This is a genomic window from Acrocarpospora phusangensis (genome assembly GCF_016862995.1).
Taxonomy (GTDB): Bacteria; Actinomycetota; Actinomycetes; order Streptosporangiales; family Streptosporangiaceae; genus Acrocarpospora; species Acrocarpospora phusangensis.
This window is the reverse complement of record NZ_BOOA01000004.1, coordinates 181,477-192,198: the sequence shown is the minus strand read 5'-3', so window position 1 is coordinate 192,198 and position 10,722 is coordinate 181,477. Positions and strand designations below refer to the sequence as shown.

The following is a 10,722-nucleotide window of genomic DNA, read 5'->3' as shown; positions in this document are numbered from 1 at the left end:
GTTCTGCGCGGGAGCCGAGCGGAGGACGTCCCCGAGGGAGACCAAGTCCTTGTCCGCGTTGGGGATCTCGACGCCGATCGCCGACTGGCCGGGGATCGGGGACAGGATGCGCACATCCGAGGTCTTGACGGCGTAGGCGATGTTCTTGGCCAGCCCGGTGACCTTCTCCACCTTCACCGCCGGGCCCAGCTCGATCTCATACCGGGTGACGGTCGGGCCCCGGGTGAAACCGGTCACCTCGGCGTCCACCCCGAACTGGGCCAGCACCCCGGTCAGGGCGTCCACGATCGCCTTGTTCGCCTCGGTGGCGGGGCGCGGCGCGCTGCCCGGACTCAGCAGCGACAGGGATGGCAGCACCAGGGGGCGGTGCGGGGCCGGGCCGGCGGACGTGGGCGGCGCGGTGAAGGACGACCGGGGGGCATCTTCAGGCGAGGGCGGAGGTGGCGGAGGGGCCGCTGGCGGTGTCGTCGATCTGGCCGGCTCCTGTTCGGTGGTGGTCGGCGAGTCCCCGATATTGCTCGTTGGGGCAGATTGCGGAGCCTCCGGTGCGACGTCCGGGGTGGGCGCGGACTCGGCCCGGGTCCGGGTGAACCGCTCGCGGATCTGCTGCGGGGAGGTGCGCGCAGCCAACGCCGCGCCGACCGCGGCCAGTAGCACCAGCAGGAGCACCGCGAAGAATCCGGGCACGACCGCGAAAGGGGCTGCCACGGTCGCTCCGATGCGTCCGCCGGCGCGGATCACGTCGGCCGGACGGCCGGCCACGATGTGCGCGATCCCCGCCACGGCGGCGAGGGCCAGCACCCACCCGGCGACGGTCGAACGCAGGGCACCCTTCGATTCGGAGCCGCGCAGCAGCTGCCAGGCCAGCACCGCCAGCGCTACCGGCGCCGCGTACGCGAGCACACCGGTAAGACCACGCGCGGACATTCGCATGGCCGCCAGCGCCGGCCACGCGGAGCCGGTCCAGGTGGAGGCCGCGATCAGGACCGCGGTGAGCGCTGTCGCCAGGCCGGCCCGGTCGCAGGTGTGCGCGGCGGGTCTGCCCCGGCGGACCGCCCGGCCAGCCTTCGCGGAGGCGGCCCGCCACGCCTTGCCCGCGGCCACCGCCACCGGGGACGGCTGGCTGAAGGTCTGCTCGGTGGTGTTCGATTGGCGCACGTGCGGGTGGGTGTCCCGCTGTCGGTGCGGCCGGTGGCGCTCGGTCATCGCCTCTCCCTCGCGGGTGTCGTTGGTGGTCATGACGCCCTCACGTAGCCGTCGCCGTCACGCGCGAGAGTTCCGTCGTCCTCCAGCGCGGTCAGGAGGTGGAATGCCTGGGACGGGCTGCAGATCCGGGCCGTGGTGATGTCGCCCAGGGTGATCCGGCCGCGCTCGTCGCATAGGGCAACCAGGGCGGTCCTGTGCGCGCCGTCGTCGCCGACCGGGTGGAGCGGGGTGACGCTTGCGACCGGGCCTCCGGCCAGCTGCTCCAGTTCCCGTAGCGCCGCCAGATAGCCGCGCTCCCATGCCGCGGCGGTGCGCTCGTCCAGGAGAGCGCCGATCGGGACGCCGGCGGAGAAAGCTTCCGAACTCATGAAGCGGGCGCGGCTGGGCAACTCCGAGCCGTTGCCCGTCAGGACGTAGCCGAAGCCGGTCGTGGGCAGGGCCTGCGCGCGGTCGAAGAACTCCGGGATCTCTTCGGGGTGGACTTCGAGGTTCCCCTTCCGGATCGACCTGGCGGTGGAGGAGGAGGCGACGCGGAGCGCGATCACGTTGCCGCCGATGAGCATCTCCCGCAACGTCGCGAAGTCGTGGAAGCCCTCGTCCGACGAGGGGTCCTGGGTGGCCACCGACAGCTTGATCCAGAGTTTGCGGCCCTGCTGGCTCGCGGCGGTGAGGATCTCACCGATGATCCGATTGCCCAGGATGGATTCGTGGGACGCCTCGTCGACCACCACGTGCAGGATCGGGTGACCGTACTCGGGCCCCATCCGGTGCTCGCCCACCTCGCTCAGGATCTCCAGCCGCTCCTCGATGGCGGCTTCCAGGGCGCGCATCCCCGCGTAGATCTCGGCCGGGGTGCGGAACGCGCCCGTCACGCGCGAGGCGGTGTCGTCGCCGGACCTGCTCAGGTGCGGGTTAAACCACATGACCGAGTTTCCGGCGTTCAGCGACTCGCCCATGATCAGGCGCAGCACGGCCGATTTGCCGGACCCGGGGACGCCCACGATCAGGTCGTGCGGGACGCCCCAGCCCCACTTGTACAGCACGTAATGCGCCCAGCCCGACCCGTCCGGGTAGACCGAGATGGGGATGAGGCCGGTCGCCCGGTCCAGAGTCGGCCGCGCCCACCGCACCGCCTCGATCAGCGGGTTGCGCTCCAGAACCACCAGTTTGGCGCGCGTCTTCCGCTGTTCGGGATCCTGGTCGAGGTAGATCAGCGAGTCGACGTTCGGCCGGTCCAGCGTCGCCTTGATCTCCTCCAGCGCCTGCCTCATCGCCCCGTAGGTGTGCCGCCCGGGGCCGCCGTCGATGATCCAGGCCGTGCCGTTCGGCTGGCCCTGATGGTCGCGGATCTGTTCGGGGGCGACCAGCTCGCTGCCCTCCAGGGCGTGGTGGCGGGCCCCGACATGCTCGCGCCAGGCCAGCTGGTGCTCGTGCGGGCCAGCCTCGATCGCGGGGAGCGGGGGCGGGGCAGGCAGTTCGAGGTTCGGCTTGGCCGGGGCGCGACGGCCGCGCGGGCGGGGGCGGTTCAGCCACCACCACGGCGCGGCCAGCAGGCCACCGCCGACAATCAGGACCGACGGCAGGGGAGAAGCGTCCATGCCGGTACCGACCGCCGCGGCGGCAGATGTCCACGCGGCGGCGGCGGCCAGGCAGCCGCCCGCCCAGCGCGCCCGCCAGCGGGCCCTCCCCAGCCAGGTTCGCACCTGGCCGACCGCGAGCGCGCCGAGCCCGAGCGCGCTGGCCCCGCCGACGGCCAGTATCGGAGCCGTTCCGGCATTGTGCATCGCGGTCGCGACCACATACAGGCCGCCCATGATGATGGTCGGGTAGATGGCCTGGCGGGAGTCGCGCAGCATTGACGAGGTCGCGCGGGCGAGTTCGCCGGCGACGGGAATCGTCAGCGTTTCCTGCGCCTGCTGCGGAGGGGCTGCGATGTCGGCCGCGTTTTCGGTCGTCGTGGTCATGGTGTCCCTCCTTCGAGGTGCAGTGGTGCCGTCGGGTTACCGGCGGTTGCCGTAGTAGCGCGTGGAGCTCGCGACCGAATTACCGGCGGCGGCCACGGCGTCGTGGATCGGGTCGCCCATCCGGCCCTGGGTCCGCTTCGCCGTAGCGACAGCCGCGTTGGCCTCGGCCGCATCCCGGACGAGCTGCGCAGCCGTACCGCGCGCCGCCTCCAGGGCGAGGACGGCGTTCGCCCAGTTGTCCATCACCGGACCGGAGATGCCGGCGTTGGCGAGCGCGTCGACGGCGACCCACGCCGCCCTCAGGCTGACGACGATCTGCGCTTCGGCGCGGGTGATCGTGTCGGCGGTCATGTCGACCGCTTGCTCGATCTTGCGGCTGAACGCCATCGCGTCCTGGTGGGTGTCGCCTGTGGACGCGAGGGCGCCGACAATACGGGCGGCCGGGGCCGTCGCGCCCGGGATGGCGATGTGCTGGCCCATGGGAATCCTTTCGTCAGGGCTGTCCTCGCCCGGGTGGGGGAGGGTGCCGGCCGCCGGTACGTCCGCGGCGTGCTCGGGGCGTGCGGTCAGGATGTGGATCGGCCTGTCCAGCGCGGTGGGGCCTGGCGTGGTTGGCCGGGTGCCCACCACCTCAACCTCGATGTCGTGGCGGAACGGGTCGCGGCGGCCTTCGTCGCCCTGGTACCGGTAGTCGTCCCATGGCCCCGGGTCGGGCTCCGGGTCGTCGCCGTGCCAGGTCTCGCGCTCTCCTTCGCCGTGGTCGTGGCGGTCGTCGCCTTCGCCGTGCTCCCGGCGCTCACCGTCGTCGGTGTCCTGACCGTCCCGGTTGTGGCGACGGCCGTCCCAGCCCCACCGGCGGCGTTCGCGGCGGCGGTTCTCGCGGTCGCCTTCCCCGCCGTGGTCGGGCTCGTCACGGTGCGGCTCGTCGGGCTCGCGTTCACGCGACGGGTCCGGATCGTTGCCTCTCTCGCGGTGGCGGAAGTCGTTCACCTTGCGCCGGCCCCAGTTGAAGCCGGAGGCCACGCCCGCCACAGCGCCCCACAGGGGTGCCGTCAGGCTGCCCTCCCGCCACCGGGAAGCCGCATCCGCGAGCGTCCTCCTCCGCGGCGCGTCCTCCACATCGGAGGGCGATGCCTCGTTCCGCCGCTCGATGAATCCCGCCTCGTGGGCGCGGATCAGCGTGTAGCCGAGTACCCAGGCCAGCAGGAGGATGCCGATCGTCTGGGCGACGAGATCCTGGGCGGTGTCCACGACGCCGCCTTAGACCCAGCTGGCCATCAGCTGGCCGGCGTACTCGTTGATCCCCCCGGAGAAGCCGGTGATGAGGGCGGCGATGGCGCCTCCGCTGGAGGCGGCGACGATTGGCATCGCGAACGCGATGACGTTGCTGGAGGGCTTGATGCCGCCCCCGTCCAACATGTCGATCACGAACAGGGCAACGCCCGCGATCATCAGGACCGTGAACAGCTTGATGCCCAGTCCGAAGATCTCCAGGTTGAGCCAGCCGATCAGGTCGGCCACCCACGCCTGGGAGAGGCCGAACCCGGCGGCGGCCAGGATGACGAGGTTCAGTCGCGGCAGGATCGCCTTGAGGCGGCCTCTGGCCGACTGCCCCGCTTGCCCCGTCTGCGGGGCCTTGCCCTTGCTGTTGCCATTGGAATTGGCGGCGGCCTTGGCCTTGAACAGGCGAGGGCTGGCGTGCCGGTTCAGCACCCAGTAGATGGTCAGCAGGATCACGGAGACAGCCGTGGTGGTCATGCGTTACTCCAGGTTGAGAGGTTGGAGGAGACGATCCACACGCCGGCCAGGAACAGGAACGACCGGCCCGGCCGCTGCTGCATCCAGGCGAGCGCGTAGAGGGCGAATGTGCAGGCCAGGCCCCAGGTCAGGAGCCAGGCGACGTAGACGGTGTCGTGGACGGTGTTCAGGATGGGGATCGCCGTACGCCAGCCCCAGCCGGGTCGCCCGTCGGGGCGCTCCTCGCGCTGGTTGAGCGCGTAGTCGACCAGGTCGGCCACGGAGGTGGGCTGCTCTCGCATCCACCTCGCCGGCCATCGGCGATTCCCGCCGCGATGCTTGCGGGCGGCGGAGTCGGCGCGGGCGTCCGCCCACGCAGAGGCGATCGGGCCGCGCAGCCTGTCCAGCCCGCGGCCGTCGGCCGGGAGCTCCCGGGCTGGGGGTTCAGCGGGCGGCGCTGCCTCGCGCTTCGCCTGCGGTCCGCCCCCGTCCCCTGGAAGATCTAGAACGAAGAGGTCATCCACGCCTTGCTCCCCTCAGGTTGTCGTGGTGTTCGTTGTTGAGCCGGTCGGCGAACTGCCCCAGCTGATTGGCCAGGGCCAGGCTCTGGTCGTGGGCCCGGCGCTTGTCTCGTTTGTCCAGTTCCGTGAGTTCGGCGACGAGCCACCACGCGGTCCACCACAGGCGCTTCACTCCGGTCTGCGCGGATGCGATGCGGCCCTGATGGAACGCTTTGCGGCGCTCCGGGCCGGTCTGACGCCGGGCCAAGGTCCCCTCCAGATTGGCTACGGAATGTGACGGTCGGTGTGGTCTGCTAACATCGCGCGCGCGTAACAGGCAGGCGCGCGTTACGGGTTACACCCCCGCCTTGAGACCCCTCCCGGGAGTCGGGCTCCCCTCCTCGGGGGAGGGGAGCGACCCAGCCCCGTCCGGTGACCCCCGGTAGCCGGACGGCCAGGACAGGATCGTCGCCGGGTGGCTCCCCTCCGGAGGGAGCTGGCCGTGCCGGTCCAGCACGTGGCGTACGTGGATCAGCGGGTCGCCCTCGCCGAGCCGTGCGCCGGCGACAGCCGCGCGGGCGGCTGCCACCAGTTCGGCGTGCTCGGCGGCGAGCAAGGCGTAGCGGTCGTCGATAGTCATGCGGCGCTCAGATTCCGTAATAGGGGTCGTTGTAGATCTCCGCCGCCCGCGCCTCGGCGGCGTCGCGCCCCTCATGCCGGAGAGAGCGCGCGACCTCATCGATGCGGCTCCTGGTTGCCGAGAACCTGTCGCGTTTCGTCAGGATCTTTGCCGCCTCGGCTTGCTGTTTCCTGAAGCTTCCCTTGCCTGGCATGTCGTGGCCCTTCTCTTGGTTGTCTTCGCGTGGTGGCCCATCAGCGGCCGGACATTCAGCCCACTCCCGCCATCGGGATGGACGAGGACACCTCGGTGCCGTTTGCGGACGCGACCTCGGACGGCGACTCGTCCGACGGCGGCAGGACGGCGTTCCCGGGCAGGAACCGGTAACCCTGAGCGGCCATCTGATCGCGGGCGGACTGTGCCCTCAGCCGGGCCCACTTCCGGCCGAACCCGTACTTGGTCTCGATGTCGGAGAGGGTGGGCATGCGCCCGGCGCGGATGCGTTCCCTCAGCCACTTCTCGGCGACGCGATTGTCCTGTTCGTTCGGGCGATCACGACCGTCGCCGTCTACGTCGGCGACAGGCTCGCCGGTGGCCTCGGTGGCGATCTCGTTGTCGATTCCCGCTCTGCCCTCTCGTGTGCCCTCGATCGACGACCCGGTGTGCCCTTCGAGGGCACGGATGGACGTCGGGTCGTCGTCGGTGGAGGGCACGGGAAGGGGCACGGTCGGCACCTCCCAGAACGCACTTCCGCCCGCCTCGGCAAGACGCCCGATTGCGCGGGCCGTAGAGATCTGGGCCATCAGGTACGCCTGCTGTCCGGCGTCGGTGGCCACCGATGTGTGGGTGACCATCGCGCGCCCCCGGCGCTTCAGCGACTTCAGTGCACGCTGCTTACGCCAACCGTCCGAAAGGTCGGCCACCCGGTCGGCCGCGAGCGCTGCCTTGGTGAGGCGCCGCTGGGCGTCCACCTCGCCGGCCGTGCGCTCGGTCGGCTCCGCCACCCCCAGCCGTACCAGGATGCGCTCCGGCGTCCACCGCCAGTGGATGCGGCCCCGGCCGGTGAGCCGGTGGCGCTCGATCGCCATGCCCCGCTCCCACAGCCAGGCGGCGATCAGCGGGGCGGCGAGCCGGAACAGCACCTCCGGCAGGCTGCGCGCCTCTGTCGCCGCGAGCACCGCGGAGACGCCGGTCAGCGCCCAGACGGCGAGGCCGTCGATGCCGGCGGACAGCTTCTCCCTCATGTTTCGGCGTGCCCGGACGGCGGAGGTGACAACGGCGACCTCGACGAATGCGAACATCAGCGCCCTCAGCCACACCGGGATGCCGGGGTCGACGACCTGTCCGTTCGCGTACTGGGGGCCGAGCACCCGCTCCAGGAAGGTCCACATGCCCTGCCCTGCGACCACCGTGGCGATGGTGGCCGCGGCGAGGGTGAGCTTGTCCTCCAGCGGGCGCGCAGGCCGCCGTACGGCGGCCTGCCGCTTCTCGGCGTCGGCCTGGGCGCGGATCCGCTGGGCGTCGAGCTTGGCCTGTGCGGCTCGGGCGCGGGCGTCGGCCTTGTCGGCGGCGCGTTCGACGCGGGACCGCCACAGGCGACGGTGGGAGGTGGTGGTCATCATGCCGCCTTTCGGGTCTGGCGGGTGGCGGAGCGCTGGCGGGAACGCCGGAGCTTCAGCCGCTCCCAGGCGGATCGGGCGCCGCGGATGCCGTGAATCGCGGAGCGGGGCAGCAGCTGCTCCTCTGCGAGGGCGGCTTCCAGGCACTCTGCTCGGACGGGGCAACCACCGCACAGCATGCGGGCGGTCTGCTTGTGAGTGCCCCGCGCCTCGGTGGCCTCCTGGGAGTCGTCCTCCCAGTCCGGCTCGTCGGGGAACCAGGCGTCGGGGTTGGTAGTGCCTCGGCAGGTGCCGTACGCCATCACGGTGAGGCGGAGTTCGTTGAGGTCCGAAAGTGTGTTCGGTGGCGCGATGGTGCGCGGGAGTTGTAAGAGTGTCATCGTCCTCGGTCCTGTTCAGGCAGGTCGCGGATGGTGGGGCCCGGGTCGGTGGCTGGAATCACCGGCCCGGGTTTCTGTGTTGCGGCCCGCCCGCCGCGTGCGGGGGCTGTCGCGGCGGGCGGGAGATCAGGGTGGTCCGGGCTTGCAGTCCGGATCCGGGTGACTGGCCACCGACCAGGGCATGACACCCCGGCCCCACGGCTGCAAGGTGACCTTGAGGCCGCAGCAGCATTCGTGCTTCTCGCCCGGTTTGGACTCCTTGGCGAGTCGTACGCAGTGGTCCCACCCGTTCGGGTGGAGCCTGCCGATTCCCCAGACGACCTTGTCGGGGTCGGTAGGGATCCGGATGGTGACCGGGTGGCCGTCGAGCGGGTTCACGGCGGAGACTCCCGCCGCCTCCTCCGCTCGATCTCGGCCGCGAGCTCCGTACGCATCCCCTCGGCGTCGTCGGCGTCCAGGGTGCGGTGCCACCCGTTCTTGACCTGCTCCGGGGTGGGCTGGTGCTTCCACGTGGCCCACAGGCGTTTCGCGTCGGACACCCAGAACGTCCACTCGGGGTGGCTCCTCAGGAGGTCTTTCGGTATCAGGTCGGCGGGCGAGTCGGCCGCTGGCCGGTCAGTCATGAGCGTGACGGTAACACATGTACGTACAGGCAAACAATGTGTCTAAGATGGCTATACGCAGAGACGGACAAGATCTCATAATGGCTGTCTGCATCTACCCTCAGAGCGTGGAGATCAATGTGCGGAGCCACACCCCCATCTATCTCCAGCTCGCTCAAGGGCTGCGGGAGATGATCCGCGCGGGCGAACTCCCCCAGGGGCACGAGTTCCCCGGCGAATTCGCGATGGCCAAGCAGTACGGGGTAGGACGGGAAGCAGTCCGGAAAGCCCTGGCCGTGCTTCGCCAGGAGGGAATCGTCGCGACGAAGAAGGGCGAAGCCTCGTACGTCCGGGTCCAACCGGAGCGGAACGAGCTGCCCGTCGGTCGCCGCACGCGGGTCTGGTTCAGGCAGACGACGCCGGAGGAGCGCATTGAGATGGGGCTCGACGAGGGCGTCGGCCTGGCGGTTGTCGAGGTCGAAGGCGAAGAGCCGCGCCTGATCCCCAGCGACGAAGTGGTGATCGTGGGCGAGTAAGCGCGGGCCCCGTTCCTACGCGACGATTCGGAGCGTTTCCGACCCGAGGGCCATGTCCTCGCTCAGCTCCACGCAGTAGGACTCCTCGGCGTCGATGCTGAGGCGGACCATGTCCCGCTCGTCGTCGCCGAACAGGGACAGGGTCACCTCGAACCCTTCGCCGGCGACTACGCCGAGATCCCGGGAGTGCCCGAGGTTGGGTGTGTGGTGTGCTTCCGTGCACCACTTCGGGCATGTGCTGGGCGGGAAGCTCTTCACTCGGCCGCCCTCGCACAGACCTCGCAGCCGTGCCGAGGACAGGCGGCGGGCATCTTGGGGAAGGGGAGAGCGGATGGGTCATCCGGGGCGATCCGTAGGGCGGCGATACGCCGGACCGCGTCGTAGAGGATCTCCCGCTCGTCGGCGGACAGTGAACTGACTACGTCCCTGTCCGTGGCGAAGAGCGCGTGGTCGAAGCCGTGGACTGCAACGAGTTCAATCGCGAGCGTGGAGCCAGCGCGGAGGCCGATCTGGTAGACGGCCTCGTTGAGCGTACGATCCATTCGGATCTCCTTCTGTTCTGGCAGTCGGGGATCAAGGGCCTGGCCAGTGCGGACACACCGGCCAGGCCCGGTTCTATTGCGGTGAAGTTCTCAAGCTGCGGCACCAGATCCAGCGCCTATGACCCGTATAGTCTTGGGACAATCGTTGACCGCCATTGAGCGCCTGTCAACGATTGTCCCAAGACAATCATGATGAAGGGGGCCGCCCGGTGGCCGTCCACTCGCGCTACCAGGACATCGCTGCGCAAATCCGTGCCCGGATCGAGGCGGGCGAATGGGAACCCGGAGCCAGGCTTCCGCGCTTGGACGACTTCGCGAAGGAATACGAGGCGAACCGCGACACGATCGGGCGCGCGATCGGAGCCCTGGAGTCGGAAGGGTTCGTCTGGGCCGTCCAAGGGCGGGGCATCATCGTCCGGCACGGCATGATGCGACTGCGTCGCCCCCGAGGGAATCTAGTGCGGCGCAACGTAGCTACCGACGGCCCCGGCTACTCGTTCCCATCAGCCACTGGTCAGGAAGTGTGGAAGCACCACATCCCGCCGATCGCCGCCTTGGAACCATTGACGGACGCAAGGATCGCGAAGCTCCTCGGGGTGCCAGAAGGCACCGAGATTATGCGGCGATTCCGCGTGACTGGACCGGAATCCGAACCGCCGTTCCAGATCAATACCTCGTGGATTCACCCTCGTGGCCTAGCCGCCGTTCCCGAGGTCGGTGAGCAGGCCCCTGGTCCAGGCGACTGGCTATATCGGCTGGAGAAGGCGGGACACTGGCCGCTCAGCTGGATGGAGATTCACAGGGCGCGGATGCCGACCAAGGACGAAGCCGGATACCTGGAAATCCCCACGACGCTACCGGTGCTGGAGATTGTCCGCGTGGGAACGTCTGGGGGTGACGGCAAGCCCATCGAGGTCACGGAGTACGTGGTGGCCAGTGATCGGGTGGAGACCGTGCACGTCCTTCACCGCGACGATTCTGCGAAGGAACCTTGGCCCGACGATCGCGAAGGGTAGA

16 protein-coding genes are annotated in these 10,722 nt (G+C 69.9%); 2 read left to right on the top strand and 14 right to left on the bottom strand.

Features of this window, described 5'->3' with window-relative positions:
• From Aph01nite_RS41105 to Aph01nite_RS04070, 12 genes are all read right to left on the bottom strand, one after another.
• On the bottom strand, positions 1 to 1,239 hold a 1,239-nt coding region (locus tag Aph01nite_RS41105; RefSeq protein ID WP_239161384.1), incomplete at its 3' end, for a DNA translocase FtsK 4TM domain-containing protein.
• Complete coding sequence (locus Aph01nite_RS04120) at positions 1,236 to 3,170, bottom strand: DEAD/DEAH box helicase family protein (RefSeq protein WP_204039356.1); 1,935 nt, start codon at positions 3,168 to 3,170, stop codon at positions 1,236 to 1,238. The genes Aph01nite_RS04120 and Aph01nite_RS41105, both read right to left, overlap by 4 nt.
• A 36-nt stretch (positions 3,171 to 3,206) precedes the next feature.
• Complete coding sequence (locus Aph01nite_RS04115; RefSeq protein ID WP_204039355.1) at positions 3,207 to 4,421, bottom strand: hypothetical protein; 1,215 nt, start codon at positions 4,419 to 4,421, stop codon at positions 3,207 to 3,209.
• A 9-nt stretch (positions 4,422 to 4,430) separates the two neighbouring features.
• On the bottom strand, positions 4,431 to 4,928 hold the full coding sequence (locus Aph01nite_RS04110) for a hypothetical protein (protein WP_204039354.1): 498 nt from the start codon (positions 4,926 to 4,928) through the stop codon (positions 4,431 to 4,433).
• On the bottom strand, positions 4,925 to 5,431 hold the full coding sequence (locus tag Aph01nite_RS04105) for a hypothetical protein (protein WP_204039353.1): 507 nt from the start codon (positions 5,429 to 5,431) through the stop codon (positions 4,925 to 4,927). Before Aph01nite_RS04105 ends, Aph01nite_RS04110 begins: the two co-directional genes overlap by 4 nt.
• Positions 5,424 to 5,675, bottom strand: coding sequence for a hypothetical protein (locus Aph01nite_RS04100; RefSeq protein WP_204039352.1), 252 nt, complete (start codon positions 5,673 to 5,675; stop codon positions 5,424 to 5,426). Before Aph01nite_RS04100 ends, Aph01nite_RS04105 begins: the two co-directional genes overlap by 8 nt.
• 87 nt (positions 5,676 to 5,762) lie before the next feature.
• On the bottom strand, positions 5,763 to 6,047 hold the full coding sequence (locus Aph01nite_RS04095; protein ID WP_204039351.1) for a hypothetical protein: 285 nt from the start codon (positions 6,045 to 6,047) through the stop codon (positions 5,763 to 5,765).
• 7 nt (positions 6,048 to 6,054) lie between these two features.
• Positions 6,055 to 6,240 carry a hypothetical protein gene (locus Aph01nite_RS04090; protein ID WP_204039350.1) on the bottom strand — a complete coding sequence of 62 codons (186 nt, stop codon included), beginning with the start codon at positions 6,238 to 6,240 and terminating at the stop codon, positions 6,055 to 6,057.
• Positions 6,241 to 6,295: 55 nt separating this feature from the next.
• Positions 6,296 to 7,645 (bottom strand): hypothetical protein, encoded by a 1,350-nt coding sequence (locus tag Aph01nite_RS04085; RefSeq protein ID WP_204039349.1) that lies wholly within the window; start codon positions 7,643 to 7,645, stop codon positions 6,296 to 6,298.
• Positions 7,645 to 8,025, bottom strand: coding sequence for a WhiB family transcriptional regulator (locus Aph01nite_RS04080; protein ID WP_204039348.1), 381 nt, complete (start codon positions 8,023 to 8,025; stop codon positions 7,645 to 7,647). The genes Aph01nite_RS04085 and Aph01nite_RS04080 overlap by 1 nt, the downstream gene beginning before the upstream one ends.
• Before the next feature lie 126 nt (positions 8,026 to 8,151).
• The gene (locus Aph01nite_RS04075; RefSeq protein WP_204039347.1) at positions 8,152 to 8,403 is read right to left on the bottom strand and encodes a hypothetical protein; all 252 of its coding nucleotides are present in this window, start codon (positions 8,401 to 8,403) and stop codon (positions 8,152 to 8,154) included.
• Complete coding sequence (locus Aph01nite_RS04070) at positions 8,400 to 8,648, bottom strand: hypothetical protein (protein ID WP_204039346.1); 249 nt, start codon at positions 8,646 to 8,648, stop codon at positions 8,400 to 8,402. Before Aph01nite_RS04070 ends, Aph01nite_RS04075 begins: the two co-directional genes overlap by 4 nt.
• A gap of 107 nt (positions 8,649 to 8,755) precedes the next feature.
• Here Aph01nite_RS04070 and Aph01nite_RS04065 point away from each other — a divergent pair, with 107 nt between their 5' ends.
• The gene (locus Aph01nite_RS04065) at positions 8,756 to 9,163 is read left to right on the top strand and encodes a GntR family transcriptional regulator (protein WP_204039345.1); all 408 of its coding nucleotides are present in this window, start codon (positions 8,756 to 8,758) and stop codon (positions 9,161 to 9,163) included.
• Positions 9,164 to 9,178: 15 nt separating this feature from the next.
• Here the strand turns inward: Aph01nite_RS04065 and Aph01nite_RS42020 are convergent, their stop codons facing one another.
• A complete protein-coding gene (locus Aph01nite_RS42020; protein ID WP_275418442.1) occupies positions 9,179 to 9,310 on the bottom strand; it encodes a hypothetical protein in 132 nt (43 codons plus the stop codon).
• A 107-nt stretch (positions 9,311 to 9,417) separates the two neighbouring features.
• Positions 9,418 to 9,705: a hypothetical protein gene (locus tag Aph01nite_RS04060; protein ID WP_204039344.1), complete on the bottom strand. Its 288-nt coding sequence runs from the start codon at positions 9,703 to 9,705 to the stop codon at positions 9,418 to 9,420.
• A gap of 209 nt (positions 9,706 to 9,914) precedes the next feature.
• Between Aph01nite_RS04060 and Aph01nite_RS04055 the strand changes: the two genes are divergently transcribed.
• Complete coding sequence (locus Aph01nite_RS04055) at positions 9,915 to 10,721, top strand: GntR family transcriptional regulator (protein ID WP_204039343.1); 807 nt, start codon at positions 9,915 to 9,917, stop codon at positions 10,719 to 10,721.
• Position 10,722: the final 1 nt, after the last annotated feature.